Below are 22,459 nucleotides of genomic sequence, written 5' to 3'. Positions count from 1 at the left end.
CTCCCTCCGTACCGAACCCGCTCGCGGCCGTGGGCGGGAGCGGTCGGTGAGCGGCGTTAGGGTGCTCGTGTGCGTCAGCGGGAGGGTGTCGTGAGCGGCGGCGTCGAGCTGGTCGAGCGGGTGCGCGGGCTGGCCGCCGGCGGCGGGCGGGTGGTGATCGGCATCGCGGGCTGCCCCGGCGCGGGCAAGTCCACGCTGGCGGGCTGGCTGGCCGCGACCCTGACCGCCGCCGGGCTGCCCGCCGTCTGGGTGCCGATGGACGGCTTCCACCTGGCCGACGTCGCCCTCGAACACCTCGGGCGGCTGGGCCGCAAGGGCGCCATCGACACCTTCGACGGCCACGGCTACCTCGCCCTGCTGCGCCGTATCCGCGCCGAGACCGGCTCCGTCGTCTACGCCCCGTCCTTCGACCGCGACATCGAGCAGCCGATCGCCGGGGCCATCGCGGTGCCGCCGGACGCCCGGGTCGTCGTCAGCGAGGGCAACTACCTGCTGTCCGGCGACGAGCCCTGGCGGCAGGTGCGCGCGGCCATGACCGAGGTCTGGTACGCCGACCTCGACGACCGCGTCCGCCTGGACCGCCTCACCGAGCGGCACGTGCGCTTCGGCAAGAGCCCCGAGCAGGCCGCCCGCTGGGTCGCCGAGGTGGACGAGCCCAACGCCGTCGCCATCCGCGCCACCCGCGCCTCCGCCGACCTGCGCGTGGACGTCGGCACCCTGGCCCTGTCGCCCTGCCCTCGGCCCGCTAGTGGTGAGTGATGGGGGACAGGACGTACCGGTACAGCTCGTAGCCCGCGAAGGCGATGAGCGGGACCCCGAGGGCGATCATCACGCGGCGCGGCAGCGGCTGCCGGACGACCGGTAACTCGATGTCCTTGATGGGCATGACCGGCACCCTGGCCAGCGGCACCGGGTCGGGTGCGGCGGCCAGTTCGGGATGGCGGGCCAGATAGCCGGCGGGGAACGAGGTGACGTGGAAGGCGCCGCACGCCGGGCAGCTCATGCCCGACCAGGGCGGCTGTACGGGAACGCCGGAGGCGAGCCAGGTCTCGACCTCGTTGCCGTGATCGTCGGTGAGGTGGCGGACGACGTAGTCCTCCTCCCACACGTACAGGCAGCGCAGGCACTCGAAAGGCCAGGACTCACGGGACTCGAACACGTCCTGCACAGGGAAACACCCCCGGGCCGCGATGAGTGTGGTCTCTTCGAGTGTCCGCCCGTGCCCGCGCCGTCGCGCAAGTGGGCACTCGTGACACTTCTCGCCACAAAAACCTCGCCTGGCGTGATGTTAGGAGTCCGGAATGCCATGACCCTGTTTGCGAACGCCGGTTGCGCGGTATGTCCGTTACGGAGAGGTGAGCTGTTATCACCTTGAGTGGCCGTACGGGGGGTTTGGCCATGACGACATCCACCGCGCTCGACGAGGTGCACATCCTGTGGACCTCGGAGGGCATGAGCTGCGACGGCGACACCGTGTCCGTCACCGCCGCCACGCTGCCGAGCATCGAGGACGTGCTGCTGGGCCTCGTGCCCGGCCTGCCCAAGGTCCACCTGCACAACAAGGTGCTGGCCAAGGACACCGGCGACGCCTTCATGGCCGCCTTCCACCAGGCCGCCAAGGGTGATCTGGGGCCGTTCATCTTCGTGGTCGAGGGCTCGATCCCGAACGAGCGGATCAACGGCGACGGCTTCTGGACGTCGATGGGCAGCGACCCGGAGACCGGCCAGCCGATCACCGTCAACGAATGGATCGACCGGCTGGCGCCCAAGGCGTGGGCCGTCGTCGCGATCGGCACCTGCGCCGCCTACGGCGGCATCCACGCGATGGCGGGCAACCCGACCGGCGCCATGGGCCTGGCCGACTACCTCGGCAGCGACTTCCGCTCGGCCGGCGGGCTGCCGATCGTCAACGTGCCCGGCTGCCCGGTGCAGCCCGACAACTTCATGGAGACGCTCACCTGGCTGCTCTACCAGGCGGCGGGCATGGCGCCGACGATCCCGCTGGACGAGATGCTCCGTCCCACCTGGCTGTTCGGCAAGACCGTGCACGAGGGCTGCGACCGGGCGGGCTACTACGAGCAGGGCGACTTCGCCCGCGACTACAACTCGCCCAAGTGCCTGGTGCGCGTCGGCTGCTGGGGTCCGGTGGTCAACTGCAACGTCACCAAGCGCGGCTGGATGGACGGGGTCGGCGGCTGCCCGAACGTCGGCGGCGTCTGCATCGCCTGCACGATGCCCGGCTTCCCCGACAAGTTCATGCCGTTCATGGACGAACCCCCCGGCGGATCGGTGTCGGCCGCGATGAGCAGCGCCTACGGCTCGCTGATCCGCCGGCTGCGCTCCATCACCAACCACGCGGCCAACAAGGAGCCGAAGTGGCGGCACAACGGCCGCAAACTCACCAGCGGGTACGACCCGCGCTGGGGCAACTAGGGGGAACGGCAAGGTGACCACCCGTACCGCGGGCCGCGGCCAGAAAGCGGAGACCAAGCGCGAGCTGGTCGAGATGTCCTGGGATCCGATCACCAGGATCATCGGCAACCTCGGCATCTACACGAAGATCGACTTCAACAACCGCGAGGTGGTCGAGTGCCGGAGCACCTCGTCGCTGTTCCGCGGCTACAGCGTGTTCATGAAGGGCAAGGACCCGCGCGACGCGCACTTCATCACCAGCCGGATCTGCGGCATCTGCGGTGACAACCACGCGACGTGCTCGATCTACGCCCAGAACATGGCCTACGGCGTCAAGCCGCCACCGCTCGCCGAGTGGATCATCAACCTCGGCGAGGCGGCCGAGTACATGTTCGACCACACGCTGTTCCAGGACAACCTGGTCTTCGTCGACTACTGCGAGCAGATGGTCAAGGAGACCAACCCGAGCCTGCTGCGCCGCGCCGAGACCACCCAGGCGCCCAACTCCGGCATCCACGGCTACCGCACGATCGCCGACATCATGCGCGCCTTCAACCCGTTCACCGGTGACGTCTATCGCGAGGCGCTCCAGGTGAGCCGGGTGACCAGGGAGATGTGCTGCCTGATGGAGGGCCGGCACGTGCACCCGTCCACGCTCTACCCGGGCGGCGTCGGCACCGTCGCCACGCCCCAGGTGTTCACCGACTACCTGGCCAGGTTGCTGCGGGTGCTGGACTTCGTCAAGCGGGCCGTCCCGATGAACGACGACCTGTTCGACTTCTTCTACGAGGCGCTGCCCGGCTACGAGGAGGTCGGCCGCAGGCGGGTGATGCTCGGCTGCTGGGGCGCCTTCCAGGACCCCGAGGTCGCCGACTACGACTACCGCAACATGGCCGACTGGGGCCGGCGGATGTTCGTCACGCCCGGCATCGTGCTCGACGGCGAACTGCTCACCACGAACCTGGTGGACATCAACCTCGGCATCCGGATCCTGCTCGGCAGCTCGTACTACGACGACTGGCAGTCCGAGGAGACGTTCGTCAGCCACGACCCGCTCGGCAACCCGGTCGACCAGCGTCACCCGTGGAACCAGACCACGCTGCCGCACCCGCAGAAGCGCGACCTGGAGGGCGGCAACTACAGCTGGGTGATGAGCCCCCGCTGGTTCGACGACCGCACCGGCGACCACCTGGCCCTCGACACCGGCGGCGGCCCGCTGGCCCGGCTGTGGGCGACCGCGCTGGCCGGGCTGGTGGACATCGGCACGGTCCGCGCCACCGGCGGCTCGGTGCAGATCAACCTGCCCAAGAGCAGGTCGCTGCCCGAGATGAGCTTCGAGTGGAAGGTGCCGCGCTGGGCCAACACCATCGAGCGCAACCGGGCCAGGGTCTACTTCGTCGCCTACGCGGCGGCGTCGGCCGTCTACTTCCTGGAGCAGGCGATGGCCGAGGTCAGGGCCGGGCGCACGAAGGTGTTCAGCGACTTCGAGGTGCCGGAGGAGGGCATCGGCTGCGGCTTCCACGAGGCGGTGCGCGGCGTGCTGTCGCACCACATGGTGATCAGGGACGGCAAGATCGCCAACTACCATCCGTACCCGCCGACGCCGTGGAACGCCAGCCCGCGCGACAGTTTCGGCACCCCGGGGCCGTACGAGGACGCCGTGCAGGGGCTGCCGATCTTCGAGGAGAACGGGCCCGACTCGTTCAAGGGCATCGACATCATGCGGACGGTGCGCAGTTTCGACCCGTGCCTGCCGTGCGGGGTGCACATGTACCTGGGCGACGGCAAGGTGCTCCAGCAGGTGCACTCCCCGACGTTCGGCGCGGCGCAGTGACGTCGGAGCGCGTGGCCCGCATCGAGGCGCTGCTCGAAGCGGCGGACCCGGCGGCGATCGAGCTGGTCGGGGAGCTGCTCGGGCTGTACGGCGAGGGGCTGGCGCGGGTGATGGACCTGGCTGGCGAGTCGCTGGGGGCCGAGCTGGCCGCCGACGAGCTGGTCTCGCACCTGCTCCTGCTGCACGACCTGCATCCGCTGGACCTCCGGGCCCGGGTCGAGGCGGCGCTGCCCGGCGCCGAGATCCTGGCCGTGGAGGACGGGCTGGTGCGGGTCCGCGTGCGCGCCTCCGGCTGCGGCTCGTCGGCCGTGTCGGCGGCGGAGCAGGCCGTCCGCGCGGCGGCGCCCGAGGCCGACCGGGTCGAGGTCGAGGTGGGGCCGGGCGAGCGGCCGATGATCCCGGTCGAGAGCCTGACGGTCCGGCGCGCGGCGGAGGTTCGATGAGCCCGATGCGGGACCGGCGGGCCGCCGCGGCGCCGCCGGCCGGACGGCTGCGCCTGGCGGACCTCGCGATCGCCACCCGCGACAGGCAGCGGGTGCGGGAGGGCGGCGAGGAGCGGTGCGACCTGTGCGGCGAGCCGGTGCCCGCCGACCACCGCCACCTGCTCGACCTGTCCGTACGCGAGCTGCGCTGCGCCTGCCAGGCCTGCCAGGTACTCTTCGCCGACGCGGCCGCGGGCGGCGCCAGCTACCGGCTGGTCCCGAGGCGGCGCGAGCGGCTGACCGGCTTCGCGTGGTCGGGCCTGGGAGCGCCGGTCCGCACCGTGTTCCTGGTGCGCGACTCGGGCGCGGACCGGCCGGTCATGTACTACCCGAGCCCGGCGGGGGCCGTCGCGGGCCCGGCCTGGGACGACCCGGTGCTCGACCGGCTGGCCCCCGACGTCGAGGCGCTGCTGCTCGACCGCGAGCACGGCGCCTGGATCGTGCCCATCGACGACTGCTACCGGCTCGTCGGCCTGGTCCGCAGCCGGTGGCACGGCCTGACCGGCGGCTCGGCCGTACGCGAGCAGATCGCCCGATTCTTCACCGAACTCAGGAGCACGCGATGACCGCGAAGAAGCCCATCAGGACCGGCCGGCCCGACGTGCGGCCCGACGCGCCCTCCCACGTCAAGGGCGTCAAGGAGGGCAACGCGCCCGGCAACTACGACAGGCAGGACGGCCACCTGCCCGACGGCCGCTCCACCGCCGAGCGTTCGACCGGCATCAACGCGGACCAGCACGACCCGATCGACCCGGGCATGCCCAACCTGTCACCCGCATGACGCCCGACGTGCGCATCCAGGTCACGGGCGTCCAGCCGGCCGCGCCCGCGGCCGTGCCGGCGCTCGACTTCACGCTGTCCCTCGACGCCACCGGCGGGCCCGAGATCCGCTCGATCACGCTCGCCACCCAGGTCCGCATCGACGCCACCCGCCGCGGCTACGTCGAGCGCGACAAGGAGCGGCTGGCGGAGCTGTTCGGGCCGCCGGAGGAGTGGTCGCGCAACCTGTCGAGCCTGCTGTGGGCGCAGACCGTGACCCAGATCCCCGGCTTCACCGGGGCCACGACCGCCCGCGTCACGGTGCCGTGCACCTACGACTTCGAGGTGGCCGCCGCCAAGTACTTCCACGGCCTGGACGACGGCACCGCGCCGCTGGACTTCCTGTTCACCGGCACCGTCTTCTACCAGGACGGCGACCGGCTCCAGGCCGCCCACCTGCCCAGACGGGCCGAGGCCGACTACGCGATGCCGGTACGGGTGTGGAAGGAGCTGATGGAGCGGCACTTCCCAGGCGCGGCCTGGGTGCGGCTCGGCCGGGAGGAGTTCGACCGGCTGTACGCCTACAAGGTGCGGCACACGCTCACCGGATGGGACGACGTGATCCGCTCGCTGCTGGCCGGAGGACGCACATGACGGACGACACGACGGACGTCCCGGCGGACGCCTGGATGGAAGACGTCCGGCAGATCGCCCGTGCGGTCCTGTACGAGGGCTACCTGCTGTGGCCCTACCGGGAGTCCTCGCTGAAGAACCGGCACCGCTGGACGATCGGCGGCGTGCACCCCGAGGGCTACGGCAGGGAGCACGCCGGCAACCGGTGGCGGATGCGCACGCAGTGCGTGGTGCGCGCCGAGCCGGGGGCCGAGGTGGCCGTGTCGGTACGGTTCCTGCACGTCGTACGGCGGGACCGGGGCGAGGAGGCGCGCGAGCGCGAGGTACGCGTCCCGGCGCTCATCCTCGGCGGCGGCCCCGTACGGGCGGAGATCGACCTCCCGGAGGGGCAGGAGCACGAGGGCGCGGTGACCCGCCGGTGGGCGGCGCTGCGCGGGCACGCCGAGGTGCGCGCCGAGTGGGTGCGGCCCGAGCTGTTCCGGGTCACGGCCGACGTCGTCAACACCACGCCGTGGCCGCCGGGCGCGTCCGGCGAGGGGACGCGGGCCGAGGCGCTGGCGCGCACGCTCGTCTCCGCGCACACGGTGCTGCACGCGCCCGCCGGCCGGTTCGTCTCGCTCATGGACCCGCCGGAGGAGCTGCGCGCCGAGGCGGAGGGCTGCCGCAACGACGGCGCCTGGCCGGTCCTGGCCGGGGAGGACCTGCGCACGATGTTGTCCGCGCCGATCATCCTGTACGACCAGCCGAAGATCTCGCCGGAGAGCCCCGGCGACCTGTTCGACGCCACCGAGATCGACCAGCTCCTCACGCTCAGCGTGCTGGCGCTCTGCGACCAGGAGCAGGCCGAGATCCGCGAGGGGGACCCGCGCGCCCGCGAGATCCTCGACCGCTGCACCGCGCTCTCACAGGAGGAACTGATGCGCCTGCACGGCATCATGCGCAGGACGGAGCCGACGACGTGACGGACTTCTGGGAACGGATGGAGACGCGCGGCCCCGCCGAGGTGACCGTCGGCGGCGTGACGGTCGGCGCGGGCAGCAGGGTGCGGGTGCGGCCGAGGAGCTCCGCCGACGTGCTCGACCTGGTGCTGGCGGGCCGGGAGGGCGTGGTCGAGGCCGTCGAGCAGGACGAGGAGGGCGTCTTCCACTTCGCCGTCACCCTCGACGACGACCCCGGCCGCGACCTCGGCGAGGCCAGGCTGCCCGGCCACCGCTTCTTCTACGCGGCCGAGGAGATCGAGCCGCTCGGCGAGCGTACCGCCCGCATCCTGGTGGCCGGGATCGGCAACGTCTTCCTGGGCGACGACGGCTTCGGCGTCGAGGTGGCCCAGCACCTGGCCCGGGAGCCGCGCCTGCCCGGCGTGGACGTGACCGACTTCGGCATCCGCGGCATGGACCTGGCCTACGCGCTGCAGCGCGACTACGACGCCGCCATCCTGGTGGACGCCGCCCCGCGCGGCGAGCCGCCCGGCACGCTCACCGTGCTGGAGCCCGACCTGGAGCCCGCGCCCGGCGCGGCGTCCGGACGCGGCCCGTCGGTCGAGACGCACGCCATGGACCCGGTCAGGGTGCTGCGGCTGGCGGCGGAGCTGGGCCGGGTGCCGGCCGTGGTCCGCGTGGTGTGCTGCGAGCCGCAGAGCGTCGGGGAGGCGCTGTGCGAGCTGAGCGACCCCGTACGGGCCGCCGTCGCAGAGGCGGCGAACCTGGTGAAAGCCCTGGTTATGGAAATGATTGCGGAAAGCGCCGGACCGGGCTGCCGCGATCGTGCGCACGGATGAGGTGACGTGGCATGTGGAAGTCGCGGACGGTACGGCTGCTCCTGCTCTGCGGGCTGGCGGCCGTCGTGGTCCATCAGTGGCCGGGGATGCGCCGGTACTTGAGGATGGAGCGGATGTAATTGCACGAGATCGGGCTCTGTGAGGGCCTCGTCGAGCTGATCCACCAGCAGGCGGGCGGCCGGCCCGTGGCGTCGGCCCGGGTACGCGTCGGCGCCCGCCACGCCGTGGTCCAGGAGGCGTTCGGGCAGGCGTTCACGCTGGCCGCGGCGGGCACCGCCGCGCAGGACGCGGTGATCGACCTCGTCATCATGCCGATGACGGTCGAGTGCCGCTCCTGCGGCGACCGTTCGGAGTCGGTGGACACGCTGGCGAACTGCCCGCGCTGCACCAGCGGCGACGTCGACGTCACCGGCGGCGACGAACTGGTGCTGGAGTCGGTCTGGTTCAGCGAAGGAGCAGGGGCCCGTGTGCCTGGGCATCCCCGGTGAGCTGATCGGCCCGGCCGAGGAGCACGAGGACCTGGCCGTGGTCGAGGTCAGCGGGGTGCGGCGGCGCATCAACATCGGGCTGCTCGAAGGCCAGGACCTGAAGCCGGGCGACTGGGTGCTCGTGCACGTCGGCTTCGCGCTGTCCAAGATCTCCGAGGCCGAGGCGCAGGCCGTCCTGGAGTACCTGGAAGGGCTCGGGCAGCCGTACGAGGACGAGATCGACGCGTTGCGCGCGTCGGACATCTCTTGAGGGGGCGGGATGCGGTTCGTCGATGAGTACCGCGACGCGGGCAGGGCGCGGGCGCTGGCCGCCGGGATCGCGGCGCGGTGCCGTCCCGGACGCAGGTACGCGTTCATGGAGGTGTGCGGCGGCCACACCCACACCATCTACAAGCACGGGCTGGAGGACCACCTGCCGGAGGAGGTCTCGCTGGTCCACGGCCCCGGCTGCCCGGTGTGCGTGATCCCGATGGGCCGGGTGGACGACGCCATCCACATCGCCTCCCAGCCCGACGTGATCATGACGTCGTTCGGCGACCTGCTGCGCGTGCCCGGCGGCACCGGCTCGTTCCTGGACGCCAAGGCGGCCGGCGCGGACATCCGCATGGTGTACTCGCCGCTCGACGCCCTCAAGATCGCCAAGCAGAACCCCGACCGGCGGGTCGTCTTCATGGCCATCGGCTTCGAGACCACCGCGCCGTCCACCGCCATGACCGTGCTGCGGGCGGCGGCGGAAGGGGTGCGGAACTTCTCCGTCTTCTGCAACCACGTCATGATCATCCCGGCGATCAAGGCCATCCTCGACTCGCCCGACCTGCGGCTCGACGGCTTCATCGGGCCCGGCCACGTGTCGGCCGTGATCGGCTGCGAGCCGTACGCGTTCATCGCCCGCGACTACGGCAAGCCGCTGGTCGTGGCCGGGTTCGAGCCGCTGGACATCCTCGCCTCGGTGCACATGCTGCTCGGCCAGCTCGCCGAGGACCGCTGCGAGGTGGAGAACCAGTACGCCAGGGTCGTCCCGTGGCACGGCAACCCGGTCGCCATGGAGGCGATCGGACGGGTGATGCGGCTGCGCCCGCACTTCGAGTGGCGCGGGCTCGGCTTCATCGCCCACTCGGCCCTCGCGATGGCCGAGGAGTACGCCGCCTTCGACGCCGAGCGCGTCTTCGACCTGCCCGGCGTACGCGTCGCCGACCCGCGCTCCTGCCAGTGCGGCGAGGTGCTGAAAGGCGTGCTCAAACCGTGGGAGTGCAAGGTGTTCGGCACCGCGTGCACGCCGGAGACGCCGATCGGCACCTGCATGGTCTCCTCCGAGGGGGCCTGCGCCGCCTACTACAACTTCGGCCGCTTCACCAGGGACAGACGTCCGGCCGTGATCCCGCTGGGCGAGGTGAGCCGGGCATGAGCGGCGGCGAACAGCAGGTGCTCGACCGCATCGAGCGGGCCCGCCGCCGCAAGCCGGTCGTCAGGGAGGAGCTGATCACGCTCGCCCACGGCTCCGGCGGCAAGGCCACCCAGACGCTGGTCGAGGCCGTCTTCCTGGAGGCGTTCCGCAACCCGCTGCTGGCCACCCTGGACGACGGCGCCACCCTGCCGCTCGGCTCGGCGCGCGCCGCCTTCACCACCGACTCGTACGTGGTCAGCCCGCTGTTCTTCCCCGGCGGCGACATCGGCGACCTGGCCGTCAACGGCACCGTCAACGACCTGGCCATGTGCGGGGCCCGCCCCCGCTACCTGTCGGCCGGGTTCATCCTGGAGGAGGGCTTCCCGGTCGCGGACCTGCGCCGGGTGGTCGCCTCGATGGCCGCCGCCGCGACCGCCGCCGGGGTGGAGATCGTCACCGGCGACACGAAGGTGGTCCAGCGCGGGCGCGCCGACGGCTGCTACATCACCACCACCGGCGTGGGCGTGATCGAGCGGCCCGGCACGCTCTCGGCCTCGGCCGCCCGGCCCGGCGACGCGGTCCTCGTGTCGGGGCCGATCGGCGCGCACGGCGCCGCGATCATGCTGGCCAGGGGCGACTTCGGCATCGAGGCCCCGATCACCTCCGACACCGCGCCGCTGCACGACGTCGTGGCCGGGCTGCTGGACGCCCTGCCCGGCCAGGTCAGGACGCTGCGCGACGCCACCAGGGGCGGCGTCGCCACGGTGCTGAACGAGGTGGCCGTCGCGTCCGGCGTGTCGGTGGTGCTGGAGGAGGCGGCGATCCCCGTACGGACGGAGGTCACCGGCGTGTGCGAGCTGCTCGGGCTCGACCCGCTCTACGTGGCCTGCGAGGGCCGCTTCGTGGCCGTCGTGGACGGCGCCCACGCCCAGTCAGCCCTGGACGCGCTGCGCGCCCACCCGCTCGGGGCCGAGGCCGCGATCATCGGCGCGGTCGCCGCCGAGCCCGAGGCGCTGGTGCTGCTGCGTACCGCGATCGGCGGCACCCGCGTGGTCGAGATCCTGGTCGGTGACCCGCTACCGCGGATCTGCTGACCGCTCGCCGGCGACCAGGTCGGCCAGCACGTGGTAGAGCGTGGCCTGGGCCTCCTGGATGCGGTGCACCGACTCGGACGGCACCACGAACAGGTGCTCCGCCAGCCGCTCGGCGGCCATCCGTCCGCCGCCGGACCCGGCGAACCCCACCGTGACCATGCCCAGCCGGCGGGCCTCCGCCAGCCCCAGCAGCACGTTGGCGGAGCCGCCGCTGGTGGACAGCGCCACCGCCACGTCGCCGGGCCCGCCGATTGCGGCGAGCTGGCGGGCGAAGACCACCTCGAAGCCCACGTCGTTGCCGAGCGCCGTCACCAGCGCGGTGTCGCAGGTCAGCGAGAGCGCGGGCAGCCCGAAGCCGGTGAACAGCCCGGCCACGGATCCGGCGTCGGTGCTGCTGCCGCCGTTGCCGAACGCGAACAGCCGCCCGCCGCCGCGCAACGCGCCCGCCACGGCCACGGCGCACGCCTCCAGCGCCGGGCCCAGCTCGCCGAGGACCCGCAGCCGCAGCTCCAGGCTCTCGCGCGCCTTGGCGGCCGTCGAGGCGGTGAGGTCGAGCGGGTCACGGCGCAGGAACGGGTAGAGCGTCTCGGTCATCCCGGCATCGTCCTTTCCTGGTCAGCGGGCTGATCTTCGGGCTGATCTTCGGGCCGGTCTTGGGGCCGGCCCAGCACGGCGATGGCTTCTTTGGCGTGCACGAGCACGGTGTCGCCCGCCCGCGCCTCCACGAGCGCCACGCTGATCTCCTCCAGGCCCGCCCCGGTGTCGGCCAGCGCCAGCCCGCCGGGCAGCAACTCGGCCACCCGGACGGGCACGGCGACGTCCGAGCAGGTCACGCAGCGGTCGCCGCACTCGCCGGTCACGAGGACTCCAGGAACACGTGGACCAGCTCCCAGAGCAGGTGGTAGACGGTGACGTGGATCTCGCGGGCGACCAGCGGATCCGCCGTGCGCGCGACCAGCACGTGCTCGGCGGGACACCTCTCGCCCGGACGCGCTCCGGCGGGCGCTTCGGCGGCGGGCCCGCCCGAGGCAGGATCGGCGGGCGCTCGCTCGTTCGAGGGAGAGCCACCGGGCGCTCCGGCGGCGCGTCCGTCCGTGGCGGAGCCGGCGGGCGCTTCGGCGGTCAGGGCGACCGTCAGCATGCCCAGCTCGCGAGCCGCCGCCAGGAGCCCGTCACCGGGGTCCGGTCCGATGCCGACCGCGATGTCCCCCGGCCGCCCCAGCGTGCGCAGCAGCACGGCGTCCACCGCGAACGCCGGCAGCGCCCGCTTGCCCACGATCACCGGATGGGTGAACTCCACCGCGACGTGCGCCGCGTCCGCCGCGGACCCGAAGGCCAGCAGCCGCCCGCCCCGCCAGAACCGCTCGGACATCGCCCGCGCCGCCCGTACGATCTCCGCCGCCTCGGCCGCCAGCGCCGCTCCGGGAGCCACGCGTGCGGCCTGTGCCCGGTCAAGGGCCCGTTCGAGCAGATCAGCCATGCCCTCATTCCAGCCCAGCCACCCACCGCCCGCCCCGCAGGGACACGGCAAGCTTCGGTCTAAGCGCCCGGTGACGACGGGGTTCGACGGCTGAGGCCGCGATCAGTCTCGGCAGGTTGTGTCAGTGGGCTCTGCCATGATCGCCGCATGATCACGCCCCCTGGTGACCACGCCTGGTTCGCGGACTCCGCCCTGGCGGAGGCTTACAGCTTCATCTTCGTTCGCGGGCTCACAGCCGAGCAGCTCGCAGCCCGGATGGGCGGCCGGGCAGAAGACTTCTCCTGGACGACGCTCGACGAGTCGGTCGATGCCGGGACCCGCAACGACTACAAGCCCGAGTTCGTCGCGGTCACGACCATCGGCGACTGGGCGTTCGTCGCGCAGTACAACAGCAGGCTCGGCGCCGACGACGAGTTCATCGTGCCGCTGTCGGAGGGCACCCGTGTGGTCTCCCTCTACCGCCTCGACCTCAAGGACTTGGAGGAGTTCCGCTGGGTGGAGGACGGGGAGACCCGGTTCGCGTTCTGGGCCCAGGAGGGCTACTCCGAGGAGGTTCCCGACGAGCTCGTGGAGACCATGAAGCAGATCGACCACGACTACGGGGAGCACAAGTGGGATCTCTACCGGGGGCCAGGGCTCGTCCTGATCGAGCGCCTCACCGGAATCAAGCTCACTCCCCAGATCCTGGGCGCCTACCTGTCCTGAGTCGTCTCCAAGCCGCCGACCACCACGAAGATGCCTCTGTGACCGGGGGCAAGCGGCGTGGTGGTCATGCCTGGCCCCCGTGCCCCCATGACCGGAGGCACATGACCATCGGCACGCTGTCCGGCGGGGGCACGATGGCTATGCTCCGCATATGCGGCAGGCGCGATCGATGCGGGACTTGGCCGGTTGGGTGCGGTTCGTCGACGACCGTCCGCCCCTCGTGCTGCGAGTCTTCTTCTGGGGCTCGATCTCCCTCATCGCCCTGAACCACCTCGCCATGCTCCTGACGATGGACTTCACCGCGCCGGGCACCTGGCCGCTGTTCGAGACGCTCGCCTACGTGGGGGTCGGCGCGCTGCTCGTGGCGATGCTGCTCTGGCCGCTGCTGCCGTGGCGGCCGGACCCGCCCGCGTCGCGGCTGGCGGTGACCGTGGCGTTCCTGGCCGTGACCCTGGCGCTCGTCTCGACGGGCGGCCTCGCGGCCCTGCTCATCGTGGGCCTGGCGGTGGGCAACGCGCTGGTCGTGCTCGGGCTGCGCGGCGCGCTCGGCTACGCCGCCGTCGCCGGCCTGATCGGCTTCGTGATCTCGATGCTCAACCCCGGCCAGTCCCTGCTGGGGGCGGTCGTCAACGGCCTGCTGGTGCTCCTGCTCTGCCTGGTGCTCCTCGTCGTCGTGGTCGCGATGTTCGACTCCAGCCGCCGCGCGGAGGAGACCGGCCGCCTGCTCGCCGACCTCGAACAGGCCCACGCCGAACTGGCCCGGTACGCGGCCCGCTCCCGCGACCTGGCCGTCGCCGAGGAACGTGCCCGGATGGCCCGCGACATGCACGACTCCGTGGGCCACTACCTGACCGTCATCAACGTGGGCCTGCAGAACGCCCAGCGCTACCGCACCGTCCGTCCCGAGGCCGCCTGGGACGAGGTGAGCCAGGCGCAGACCCTCACCCTGGAGGCGCTGACCGACACCCGCCGCTGGGTCCGCGCGCTCAAACCCCTGCGCATGGACGGCCGCGCCGGTCCCGACGCCCTGCGGGCCCTGGCCGAGTCGTTCGGCTCGGCCGGCACCGGCGTCGCCTTCACCGTCAACGGCGCCTGGCCCGACGTGGACGAGGGCCGCGAGCTGGTCTGCTACCGGGTCGTCCAGGAAGGGCTGACCAACGCCCTGCGCCACTCGGGGGCGCGCCACGTCGAGGTCGCGCTCGACTGCACGGCCGAGCGCGTCGAGGTGACCGTCTCCGACGACGGCGCCGGCGCCGCGCCCGGGGCGACGGCCAACGGCTTCGGCCTGCGCGGCCTGCGCGAGCGCGTACGCGGCGTCGGCGGCGAACTGGACGTGGGCGCCGGCTCCGACGCGGTGGCCGGCCGGGGCTTCACCCTGCGTGCGACGGTGCCGCTGTGACGATCCGGGTGCTGCTGGTGGACGACCAGATCCTCATGCGCGAGGGCCTGCGCAAACTCCTGGAGATCGAGCCCGGCATCGAGGTCGCCGCCACGGCCGGCGGCGGCGAGGAGGCGCTGACCTGGCTGGCCGGCACGCCGGACGGCCTACGGCCCCAGGTCGCCCTCGTGGACGCGCGCATGCCCGGCATGGACGGCGTGCAACTCGTCGGCCTGCTGCGCGAGCGGTTCCCGGAGGTCGCGCCGGTCATCCTGACCACGTTCGACGACGACGACTACATCTTCGGCGGGCTGCGCGCGGGAGCCAAGGGCTACCTGCTGAAGGACACCCCGCCGGACGACCTGGTGTCCGCCATCCGGCGGGCCGCGCGCGGCGAGACCGTGCTCGGCGGCGCGGCGAGCGAGCGGCTCGTCGGCCTGCTGCGCGCCGCTCCCGCCCCGATGACCCGGCCCCAGGGGCCGCCCGGCGGGCTGTCCGAGCGCGAGTACGAGATCGCGCTGCTCATCGGCGCGGGAGCGGCCAACCGCGAGATCGCCCGCCGCCTGCACATCACGGAGGGCACGGCCAAGAACCACATCTCGAGCTGCCTGCGCAAACTCGGCCTCCGCGACCGCACCCAGCTCGCGGTCTGGATCTCCCGCCACACCACCCCGAACGACCCCACCCCACGCTGAACGCCCGGCCGGGGGGTCAGGGGAGGGAGATGTGGAGTGCCTCGCCCACCTGCCGGTAGCCCACCCGGGCGTACACGCGGGCCGCCGCGTCGTCGGCCGGGGTGAGGAACGGCCGGCCGACCCCGGCCCGAGCCCCTTCGCGGGTCAGCAGGGCGGTGATCGCCCCCGCGAGCCCCCGCCGCCGGTGCGTGGGCAGTACCGCGATGCCCGCCACCTCGGCGACCCCCTCGTGCGGCCGGCCGAGCTGCCCGCCGCCCACGACCTGCCCGGACGCGTCATCGACGGCGGCGGCCACGAGCCCGCCGCCGGTCAGGATCCGGCGCAGCCGGGCCACGTCGTGCTCGCCGGCCTCCGGCGCGTCGAACGCCTCGTGCATGACCCGGGCCACCTGCCACAGCTCGGCGTCGCCGGACACGAGCCGCACCCGCACGTCCGGCGGCGCGGACGCGGCCACGACCTCGTCCGGCGGGCACACCAGCAGCGGGTAACGCCCCTCCGGCACGAACCCGGCGGCCAGCAGCGCGGCCTCCACCCCCGGCGCGGCCTGCGGGACGTACTCCAGCCTCGGCATCCGCGAGCGCTCGCGGAAGGCCGCCACCAGCGCGGCGACCTCGCCCGGGGTGGGCGAGGCGGTGTCGTCGGGGATGGCGTAGTTGAACGGCGGCGCGTCGTCGTGCGTGTCGAACCGGATCAGGAACGGCCCGGCCCGCAGCGCCCCGGGCCCGGCCGCCGCCCTGAGGTAGGCGTGCACGGCGGGGCTCACCGGGCGCACCCGGACGTGCCGAAACGTGGCCCGGCGACCCGGACGGAGCCGGCGGGCAGGTCGGACGCGGCGATCGCGCCGCCGGTGATCGTGAGGCTCATGACCGATCGAGGATAACCGTCCCCCGGCCCCGGAGGGGGCAGCCGGGATATTGCGTCGCGCCGCCCGTCCCCGGCCGCGTAACGTGACCGCATGCCCGACGCGATCTTCGCCCACCCCCGGCTGGCCGCGGTCTACGACGCGCTGGAGGCCGATCGCGGCGACCTCGACGCCTACCTCGCCATCGCCGCGGAACTGGGCGCGCGCCACGTGCTGGACGTCGGCTGCGGCACCGGCACGCTCGCGCTGCTGCTGGCCGCCCGGGGCATCGAGGTGACGGGCCTCGACCCGGCCGCGGCCTCGCTCGCCGTCGCCCGCGCCAAGCCGCATGCCGGACGGGTGCGCTGGATCCACGGCGACGCCGGAGCCCTGCCGCCGCTGCGCGCCGACCTCGCCACCATGACGGGCAACGTGGCCCAGGCGATCGCCGGACCGGACGACTGGCAGGCCGCCCTGAGCGCCGTGCACGGGTCGCTGCGACCGGGGGGCCGCCTGGTGCTCGAGACCCGCGACCCGGCCCGGCGCGCCTGGCTCGGCTGGACCCGGCAGGAGACCCACCAGGCCGTCGAGATCCCGGGAACGGGCCGCGTCGAGCGGTGGCACGACCTGCTCGACGTCAGCGGCCCGCTGGTCACCTTCCGCACCACCGTCGTCTTCGCCTCCGACGGCGAGGTGCTGACCTCCCACTCCACGCTGCGCTTCCGCGAGCGCGCGGAGGTCGAGGCCGACCTGGCGGCGCACGGCTACGACCTGAAGGAGGTCAGGGACGCGCCCGACCGTCCCGGCAAGGAGTTCGTCTTCGTCGCCGAGCGCCCATGAGCCGAGCGCCCATGAGCCGAGCGCCCATGAGCTGACGGCCCCTGAGCGGGCGGCCGTAAGAATACCGGCAGGATTCGGTAAGCGGCGGCGGCCAGTCTTACCTCATCGACACCAAGGCACGACCCGAGGAGAACACGATGAGGAAGCTGGTCGAGTCCACGTTCGTCACCCTGGACGGCGTCATCGGCGACCCGCACGTCTGGGGCTCGCCGTACTGGGACGAGGAGCACCGGGGCTACGCCGCGAAGCTGCTGTTCTCGGCGGACGCGCTGCTGCTGGGCCGGGAGACGTACGAGGGTTTCGCCGAGACGTGGGGCGCCCGCTCCGGCGACGAGTACACCGACCACATCAACGGCCTGCCCACCTACGTCGCCTCCACCACGCTCGACAAGGCCGACGCCTGGAACGGCAGGCTGATCGAGGGCGACGTCGCCACCGCCGTCGCCGAGCTGAAGCGGCAGCCTGGACGCGACATCCTCAAGTTCGGCAGCGGCGTGCTCGACCGCACGCTGATCGCGAACAAGCTGCTCGACGAGCTGCACCTGTGGGTGTTCCCCGTCATCGCGGGCGGCGGCGACCGGCTGCTCGACGGCCTCGACCTGACCCACTTCGACCTGCTGGAGACGACCCGCTTCGCGTCGGGCATCGTCGTCCTCACCTACGGCGGCAAGGCGTAGTGGCCCCGACGCGCTAGGTTGGAGGCCACGAGTGAGGGGGTGACATGCGCCGCACCAGGCTGCCCGTGAGGCTGCCCGCCGCGCTGCTCCTCCTCCTGTCGTGGTTGTTGCCGGCCGCCGCGCCCGCGCAGGCCGTCCAGCAGGCCGGGGCGGTGCCCGCCGTGCACGCCGCGACCTGGCGGGCCGAGCCGCAGCCCTCCGGGATGCAGCAGGTCCCGCATCCGGCTCCGGAGTTGCGCGCCTGGCAGGGCGGCCCCGGCGGCGGCGTCACGGGCGCGACCCTCGCGGCCGGGCCGCCCGGCACGCGCCCGTCGGGGGCCGCCGTCGTCCCCGAGCCGCCTCTCGACGTCCCCACGGCTCGCCGCCCCCTCGCGGCGGCGGCCCGCGCGCCTCCCTCCACAGGGCACTGAAGATCCCCTTTCGCACCTTCAGCCTGTGGAGGCTTCCATGTTCCGTGCGCCGTTCTGGCGCGCGCTGACGGCGTGTGCCGTCATCGCGATCTCATTAGCGCTCACTCTGGCCCTCTCGCCCCGTCTGGGCCTCGACCTGCGCGGCGGCACCCAGCTCGTCTTCGAGACGAGGAGCACCCCCACCGTCGCCGCCGACGCCGCGGCCACCGACCGCGCGCTCAACGTGTTGCGCCAGCGGGCCGACGCGCTCGGCGTCGTCGATCCCACCCTGGTCCGCTCCGGCGAGCGGCGGATCATCGTCGAGCTGCCCGGCGTGCTCGACCCGCGCCAGGCCGCCGAGGTCATCGGCCGTACCGCGCAACTCGCCTTCCACCCGGTGCTCGGCCTCGCCGAGCCCGCAGACGCGAGCGCGGTACGCGACGAGCGGGGCGTGCCGCTCGAACTCGGCCCCGCGGCCATCACCGGCGACGGGGTGAGCGACGCCGCCGAGCAGAGCGACCCCCAGCGCGGCCCCGGCTGGTGGGTGAGCCTCGACTTCCGCGACCAGGCGGCCTGGCAGCGGCTCACCGGGGAGGCGGCCTGCCGGCCGCAGAACGACCCCGGGCGGCGGATCGCCATCGTGCTCGACAAGGAGGTCATCTCCTCGCCGCCGCTCGACCCGTCCGTGCCCTGCCGCACCGGGATCCCGGGCGGGTCCGCCCAGATCACCGGCTCCTTCACGCACGAGGAGGCCCGCGACCTGGCCGTGCTGATCAAGGGCGGCGCGCTGCCCGTCCCGCTCGACCTGGTCGAGCAGCGGACGGTCGGCCCGACGCTCGGCGCGGCGGCCATCGACGCCAGCGCCAGGGCGGCGGTCGCCGGGCTGCTCCTGACCGCCGTGTTCATCGTGGCCGTCTACCGGCTGGCCGGGCTGCTGTCGGTGGTCGCCCTGCTCTGCTACGGCGTCATCTCGTACGCGGCGCTGGTGGCGATGGGCGCGACGTTCACCCTGCCGGGGCTGGCCGGGTTCGTGCTGGCGATCGGCATGGCCATCGACGCCAACGTGCTGGTCTTCGAACGGGCCAGGGAGGAGTACCTGCGGACGCCCGGTCGCGGCGGCCTGCGGGGCGCGCTCGACCGAGGGTTCAGGAACGCCTGGAGCGCGATCGCCGACTCCAACGTCACCACCCTGATCGCCGCCGGGCTGCTGTTCTGGCTGGCCTCCGGCCCGGTCAAGGGCTTCGGCGTGACGCTGGCGGTCGGCGTGCTGGCCTCGCTGGTCTCGGCCATGCTCATCACCCGCGTGCTCACCCAGGCCGTCATGGGCCGGATCGGGCCGCGGCTGTCCGGGCTCGGCTCCGCCGGTTCCGTACGAACCTGGCTGACCCGCAGGAACCCGCAGCTCATGCGCCACGGCAGGGTGTGGCTGGGCGTCGCGGGCGGGCTGGCGGCGGTGGCGGTCACCGGGTTGGTGGCGCGCGGGCTGAACTTCGGCGTGGAGTTCACCGGCGGGCGGCTGGTCGAGTTCGCCACGTCCAGGCCGATCTCGCCGGAGGCGGCGGGGGAGGCGGTCGCGCGGGCCGGATTCCCCACGGCGGTGGTGCAGGCGGGCGACGACGGCGTCTCGGTCCGCGCCGCCCGGCTCGGCCTCGACGAGGTCGCCAGGATCGAGCAGGAGCTGGAGGCCCAGGCGGGCGAGGTCACCAAGCGGAGCGAGGAGTTCATCGGCCCCAGCCTGGGCGCGGAACTGCGCCGCAACGCCCTCGTCGCGCTCGGCGTGGCCGTGGCCATGCAGCTTGTGTACCTGGCGGCCAGGTTCCGGTGGACGTTCGCCGCCTCGGCCGTGCTGGCGCTGCTGCTGGACGTGGTCGTGGTGGCGGGCCTGTTCGCCTGGCTGGGCAAGCCGGTGGACGGCGTGTTCCTGGCCGCGGCGCTGACCGTCGTCGGCTACTCGGTCAACGACAAGGTGGTGGTGTTCGACCGGGTCAGGGAGCTGTGGGCGGCCCGCCGGGGCGAGCCGCTGGCCGTCTCGGTGAACGCCGCGATCCTGCAGACCGTGCCGCGCACGGTGAACACCGGCCTCGGCGCGCTGTTCATCCTGCTCGCGCTCATGGCCTTCGGCGGCGACTCGCTGCGCGACTTCGCGATCGCGCTGGTGGCCGGCATCGTGACGGGCACGCTGTCCTCGGCGTTCGTGGCCGGCCCGACGGCGATCCTGCTCGGCCGCTTCGACCGCCGGCCGGCGCCGATGCCGGCCGGGCCGAAGGCCCCGCGCACGCCCCGGGGATCGGGGGCGGTCGTGTGACACGATGATCGGCCCCGGAGGGCTTTCCCCGGCCGGACGCGGGGAAGGGGTCCGGCATGGAAGTGCTGAGCAGTCGCGTGCTGCTGCGTCCCGGTGACCACGCACGCAGCCGCCGTTTCTACGGCGAGACCCTCGGGCTGGCCGTCTACCGCGAGTTCGGCCCGCCCGAGCACCCGGGCGTGGTCTTCTTCCTGGGCCAGGGCTTCCTCGAACTGTCGGGGAGCGCCGCGGACGGGGCCGCCGGGCCGGGCGTGTCGCTCTGGCTCCAGGTGCGTGACGTGGCGCTGGAGGAGGACCGGCTGCGCGCGGCGGGCGTGACCGTGCTGCGCGCGGCCCGCCTGGAGCCCTGGGGGCTGGTCGAGGCGTGGATCGCCGACCCCGACGGGCACCGCCTCGTCCTGGTCGAGGTCCCGGACGACCACCCCCTGCGCCGCGACCAGCGCTGAACCCGGCCCCCGGGGACAGGGGCCCGTCAGCCGGCCCGGCCCTCGTCGTCCTCCTCCAGCAGGTCGAGATCGGGCGGCACCAGCGTCGTCGACTCCACCAGCCCGCGCAGCAGGTTGTGCAGCAGGTTGTCCGACGGCCCGCCCGACGACCTGTCGTGGGTCAGCGGGTACGGGAACCCGCCCGCGTCCAGGCGGCGGCGCACGGTCTCGATCCGGTTCTCGATCCTGCGTTCCCGCCAGTCGCCGCCGGGCCGCAGACCGGCGAGCTGCTCGGCCGCCTGCCGGTAGGACAGCGGGTGCGGGCCCTCCTCGTACAGCAGGTACCGCTGGCCCAGCACGACCAGCAGCAGCCGCTCGTCCTCGTCCAGCGGCCACCTTCGCGGCGGCAGCGTCGGCGCCCGGCGGCGCGGGGTGCGCTCGTCGTCGTGGCCGGTGACGTACAGCTCCACCAGGTGCTCGCGGAAGCCCGACCCGCGCACGAACACCGGCGTGTAACCGGGTGCCAGCGGGAACGCCTCGGTCGTCGCGTGCATCAGCCGGCCCCTGGGCAGCCGCAGGAGCTGCTGCCCGGTGTTGCGCAGCCACCAGCGCTGCTCGCGGTAGGTCAGCTCGCCGTGCCGGCGGCTGACCCACAGATCGTCCTCCCCGACGCACAGATCCACATCAGGCCGCTCCCCCCGGCCGAACCGCACGGTCCGGCCCTGCCGGGGCGGCACCTCGACGCCGCCGCTGACCGAGCGGGCGTGCAGCGTGCCCGGACGTGCGGGCGCGACGCCTCTGGCGAGGCTGTCAGGGATCTTCATCGCCATCCTCCCTCTCGTACGCTCCCAGGCTCCCCGCCCCCCGCCGGGACCCCTCCCGGACGGCCCTGGCCGGGGATCACGCGGGTGGCAGCCGGGACGCCGCCGCGCCCGCCAGGCCGGTGGCCATCCGGCACAGCTCCCGCATCGGGCGCGACCCGCCCACCAGGACACGCACGGTCTCGGCGGCCCGCCGGCCGTGCCGGTCGCCGTAGGTGCGGTAGACGATCTGCGCGAGGCAGGTCTCGTGCCCCTCGGCCTCGGGGCGCACGTACGCGCGCAAACCGCTGAGCCGTGTCGCGGCCCCACCCGTCGCGTCCGGCGGCCGGCCCTGGTCGAAGCGCAGGTCGAGGTGGACGTCGCTGGTGGTGCTCACCCACCCGCAGACCCATCCGCCGTAGCCGCGGTCCGGGTCGGCGGCGTCGATGCCGGGCACGATCTCCAGCGCCCGGGCGGGCAGCAGCGTGCAGGCGTCCTGCCGGGCCAGGGACGTGGGCGGGAAGCCGGGGGAGCGGCGGGCGAGCGGGCCCCGGTTGAGCGTGCGCACGGCGTCGTCGGTGGCGGCGTCGGCGATCTCGCACAGCGCGGCCTCGCCGTCGTCGTCGCGTTTCGCGGTGACCGTGATCGTGGTGTCGGCGACTCCGCCGAGGATCAGCGTGCGGTTGCAGGCGTGGCTCTCGCCCGGGTCCTCGACCACCGTGACGACCCCCGTGGTCCTGGCCGCTGCCACCTGCTCGGGCGGGGGATCGAGGTTGAGGTCCGCCCGCACGTCCACGACGGTGTCGGACGGGGGACGGACGAGGACGTCGCACCGGTCGAAGTTGCCGTAGGCGGGGTCGAGTTCGGTACGGCCGAACCGGGCCAGCGAGGCGGGGCTCAGCAGGGCGCACGGGTCGGCGGTGCGCCGGTCGCCGAGCACGTCACCGCCGGCCGGGCCGGTGGCGGGTGGCCGGCCGGCCTCCTGCGCGCTCTCCGCGGCCGGGCCCGGCAGCGGGACCCGCCCGCCGCCCCACCCCCACACCGCAAGCGCGACCATCACC

General features: G+C 73.4%; 28 protein-coding genes. 21 read left to right on the top strand and 7 right to left on the bottom strand.

Annotated features, from left to right (window positions below; all coding sequences use genetic code 11):
• Positions 1-69: 69 nt before the first annotated feature.
• Complete coding sequence (locus FAF44_RS15045; RefSeq protein ID WP_237103764.1) at positions 70-759, top strand: nucleoside/nucleotide kinase family protein; 690 nt, start codon at positions 70-72, stop codon at positions 757-759.
• Here the strand turns inward: FAF44_RS15045 and FAF44_RS15040 are convergent.
• Positions 746-1,168, bottom strand: a complete 423-nt coding sequence (locus FAF44_RS15040; RefSeq protein ID WP_237103763.1) for a hypothetical protein — start codon at positions 1,166-1,168, stop codon at positions 746-748. The two genes, FAF44_RS15045 and FAF44_RS15040, sit on opposite strands and share 14 nt — an antisense overlap.
• Before the next feature lie 230 nt (positions 1,169-1,398).
• Between FAF44_RS15040 and FAF44_RS15035 the strand changes: the two genes are divergently transcribed.
• The 12 genes from FAF44_RS15035 to hypE all read left to right on the top strand — a co-directional run bounded on the left by FAF44_RS15035 (position 1,399) and on the right by hypE (position 10,863).
• Positions 1,399-2,433 carry a hydrogenase expression protein HypE gene (locus tag FAF44_RS15035; protein ID WP_237103762.1) on the top strand — a complete coding sequence of 345 codons (1,035 nt, stop codon included), beginning with the start codon at positions 1,399-1,401 and terminating at the stop codon, positions 2,431-2,433.
• Positions 2,434-2,446: 13 nt separating this feature from the next.
• On the top strand, positions 2,447-4,246 hold the full coding sequence (locus FAF44_RS15030; protein ID WP_237103761.1) for a nickel-dependent hydrogenase large subunit: 1,800 nt from the start codon (positions 2,447-2,449) through the stop codon (positions 4,244-4,246).
• Between the two features lie 11 nt (positions 4,247-4,257).
• Positions 4,258-4,689: a hypothetical protein gene (locus tag FAF44_RS15025; RefSeq protein ID WP_237103760.1), complete on the top strand. Its 432-nt coding sequence runs from the start codon at positions 4,258-4,260 to the stop codon at positions 4,687-4,689.
• A complete protein-coding gene (locus FAF44_RS15020) occupies positions 4,686-5,294 on the top strand; it encodes a DUF5947 family protein (RefSeq protein ID WP_237103759.1) in 609 nt (202 codons plus the stop codon). Before FAF44_RS15025 ends, FAF44_RS15020 begins: the two co-directional genes overlap by 4 nt.
• The gene (locus tag FAF44_RS15015) at positions 5,291-5,509 is read left to right on the top strand and encodes a hypothetical protein (RefSeq protein WP_237103758.1); all 219 of its coding nucleotides are present in this window, start codon (positions 5,291-5,293) and stop codon (positions 5,507-5,509) included. Before FAF44_RS15020 ends, FAF44_RS15015 begins: the two co-directional genes overlap by 4 nt.
• Positions 5,506-6,141, top strand: coding sequence for a DUF6084 family protein (locus tag FAF44_RS15010; protein ID WP_237103757.1), 636 nt, complete (start codon positions 5,506-5,508; stop codon positions 6,139-6,141). Before FAF44_RS15015 ends, FAF44_RS15010 begins: the two co-directional genes overlap by 4 nt.
• Positions 6,138-7,082, top strand: coding sequence for a hypothetical protein (locus FAF44_RS15005; RefSeq protein ID WP_237103756.1), 945 nt, complete (start codon positions 6,138-6,140; stop codon positions 7,080-7,082). Before FAF44_RS15010 ends, FAF44_RS15005 begins: the two co-directional genes overlap by 4 nt.
• Positions 7,079-7,897, top strand: coding sequence for a hydrogenase maturation protease (locus FAF44_RS15000; protein WP_237103755.1), 819 nt, complete (start codon positions 7,079-7,081; stop codon positions 7,895-7,897). Before FAF44_RS15005 ends, FAF44_RS15000 begins: the two co-directional genes overlap by 4 nt.
• A gap of 119 nt (positions 7,898-8,016) precedes the next feature.
• On the top strand, positions 8,017-8,385 hold the full coding sequence (locus tag FAF44_RS14995; RefSeq protein ID WP_237103754.1) for a hydrogenase maturation nickel metallochaperone HypA: 369 nt from the start codon (positions 8,017-8,019) through the stop codon (positions 8,383-8,385).
• Complete coding sequence (locus FAF44_RS14990; protein WP_237103753.1) at positions 8,363-8,635, top strand: HypC/HybG/HupF family hydrogenase formation chaperone; 273 nt, start codon at positions 8,363-8,365, stop codon at positions 8,633-8,635. Before FAF44_RS14995 ends, FAF44_RS14990 begins: the two co-directional genes overlap by 23 nt.
• A gap of 9 nt (positions 8,636-8,644) precedes the next feature.
• Positions 8,645-9,790, top strand: a complete 1,146-nt coding sequence (gene hypD / locus FAF44_RS14985; RefSeq protein ID WP_237103752.1) for a hydrogenase formation protein HypD — start codon at positions 8,645-8,647, stop codon at positions 9,788-9,790.
• Complete coding sequence (gene hypE, locus FAF44_RS14980; RefSeq protein WP_237103751.1) at positions 9,787-10,863, top strand: hydrogenase expression/formation protein HypE; 1,077 nt, start codon at positions 9,787-9,789, stop codon at positions 10,861-10,863. Before hypD ends, hypE begins: the two co-directional genes overlap by 4 nt.
• Here the strand turns inward: hypE and FAF44_RS14975 are convergent.
• The 3 genes from FAF44_RS14975 to FAF44_RS14965 are packed head-to-tail and all read right to left on the bottom strand — an operon-like array spanning position 10,846 to position 12,343.
• Positions 10,846-11,457: an SIS domain-containing protein gene (locus FAF44_RS14975; RefSeq protein WP_237103750.1), complete on the bottom strand. Its 612-nt coding sequence runs from the start codon at positions 11,455-11,457 to the stop codon at positions 10,846-10,848. The two genes, hypE and FAF44_RS14975, sit on opposite strands and share 18 nt — an antisense overlap.
• Positions 11,454-11,723: a HypC/HybG/HupF family hydrogenase formation chaperone gene (locus tag FAF44_RS14970; protein ID WP_237103749.1), complete on the bottom strand. Its 270-nt coding sequence runs from the start codon at positions 11,721-11,723 to the stop codon at positions 11,454-11,456. The genes FAF44_RS14975 and FAF44_RS14970 overlap by 4 nt, the downstream gene beginning before the upstream one ends.
• A complete protein-coding gene (locus FAF44_RS14965; RefSeq protein WP_237103748.1) occupies positions 11,720-12,343 on the bottom strand; it encodes a phosphoheptose isomerase in 624 nt (207 codons plus the stop codon). The genes FAF44_RS14970 and FAF44_RS14965 overlap by 4 nt, the downstream gene beginning before the upstream one ends.
• Before the next feature lie 147 nt (positions 12,344-12,490).
• Between FAF44_RS14965 and FAF44_RS14960 the strand changes: the two genes are divergently transcribed.
• The 3 genes from FAF44_RS14960 (at position 12,491) to FAF44_RS14950 (ending at position 15,121) form a co-directional block, all read left to right on the top strand.
• Positions 12,491-13,048 (top strand): DUF6461 domain-containing protein, encoded by a 558-nt coding sequence (locus FAF44_RS14960; protein WP_237103747.1) that lies wholly within the window; start codon positions 12,491-12,493, stop codon positions 13,046-13,048.
• 151 nt (positions 13,049-13,199) lie between these two features.
• A complete protein-coding gene (locus FAF44_RS14955) occupies positions 13,200-14,447 on the top strand; it encodes a sensor histidine kinase (RefSeq protein WP_237103746.1) in 1,248 nt (415 codons plus the stop codon).
• A complete protein-coding gene (locus FAF44_RS14950; protein ID WP_308193327.1) occupies positions 14,444-15,121 on the top strand; it encodes a response regulator transcription factor in 678 nt (225 codons plus the stop codon). Before FAF44_RS14955 ends, FAF44_RS14950 begins: the two co-directional genes overlap by 4 nt.
• Positions 15,122-15,137: 16 nt before the next feature.
• Here FAF44_RS14950 and FAF44_RS55775 read toward each other — a convergent pair whose 3' ends face one another.
• The gene (locus FAF44_RS55775) at positions 15,138-15,884 is read right to left on the bottom strand and encodes a GNAT family N-acetyltransferase (RefSeq protein ID WP_237103745.1); all 747 of its coding nucleotides are present in this window, start codon (positions 15,882-15,884) and stop codon (positions 15,138-15,140) included.
• 192 nt (positions 15,885-16,076) lie between these two features.
• Here FAF44_RS55775 and FAF44_RS14940 point away from each other — a divergent pair, with 192 nt between their 5' ends.
• From FAF44_RS14940 to FAF44_RS14920, 5 genes are all read left to right on the top strand, one after another.
• Positions 16,077-16,802: a bifunctional 2-polyprenyl-6-hydroxyphenol methylase/3-demethylubiquinol 3-O-methyltransferase UbiG gene (locus FAF44_RS14940; protein WP_237103744.1), complete on the top strand. Its 726-nt coding sequence runs from the start codon at positions 16,077-16,079 to the stop codon at positions 16,800-16,802.
• Positions 16,803-16,939: 137 nt separating this feature from the next.
• On the top strand, positions 16,940-17,479 hold the full coding sequence (locus FAF44_RS14935; RefSeq protein ID WP_237103743.1) for a dihydrofolate reductase family protein: 540 nt from the start codon (positions 16,940-16,942) through the stop codon (positions 17,477-17,479).
• 44 nt (positions 17,480-17,523) lie between these two features.
• Positions 17,524-17,889, top strand: coding sequence for a hypothetical protein (locus FAF44_RS14930; RefSeq protein ID WP_237103742.1), 366 nt, complete (start codon positions 17,524-17,526; stop codon positions 17,887-17,889).
• Between the two features lie 37 nt (positions 17,890-17,926).
• The gene (gene secD / locus FAF44_RS14925; RefSeq protein ID WP_237103741.1) at positions 17,927-20,173 is read left to right on the top strand and encodes a protein translocase subunit SecD; all 2,247 of its coding nucleotides are present in this window, start codon (positions 17,927-17,929) and stop codon (positions 20,171-20,173) included.
• Between the two features lie 56 nt (positions 20,174-20,229).
• Positions 20,230-20,619 (top strand): VOC family protein, encoded by a 390-nt coding sequence (locus FAF44_RS14920; RefSeq protein WP_237103740.1) that lies wholly within the window; start codon positions 20,230-20,232, stop codon positions 20,617-20,619.
• A gap of 26 nt (positions 20,620-20,645) precedes the next feature.
• On the opposite strand, the gene FAF44_RS14915 is transcribed toward FAF44_RS14920, so the two are convergent.
• Both FAF44_RS14915 and FAF44_RS14910 read right to left on the bottom strand, forming a co-directional pair.
• A complete protein-coding gene (locus FAF44_RS14915) occupies positions 20,646-21,422 on the bottom strand; it encodes an FHA domain-containing protein (RefSeq protein WP_237103739.1) in 777 nt (258 codons plus the stop codon).
• Between the two features lie 76 nt (positions 21,423-21,498).
• A partial coding sequence (locus tag FAF44_RS14910; protein WP_237103738.1) for a hypothetical protein occupies positions 21,499-22,459 on the bottom strand: 961 nt, incomplete at its 5' end.

Origin of the sequence: Nonomuraea sp. MG754425 (assembly GCF_021699195.1) — a bacterium.
Lineage (GTDB): Bacteria > Actinomycetota > Actinomycetes > Streptosporangiales > Streptosporangiaceae > Nonomuraea.
The sequence above is the reverse complement of the archived record's forward strand: the minus strand, read 5'-3'. Positions and strand labels throughout refer to the sequence as shown.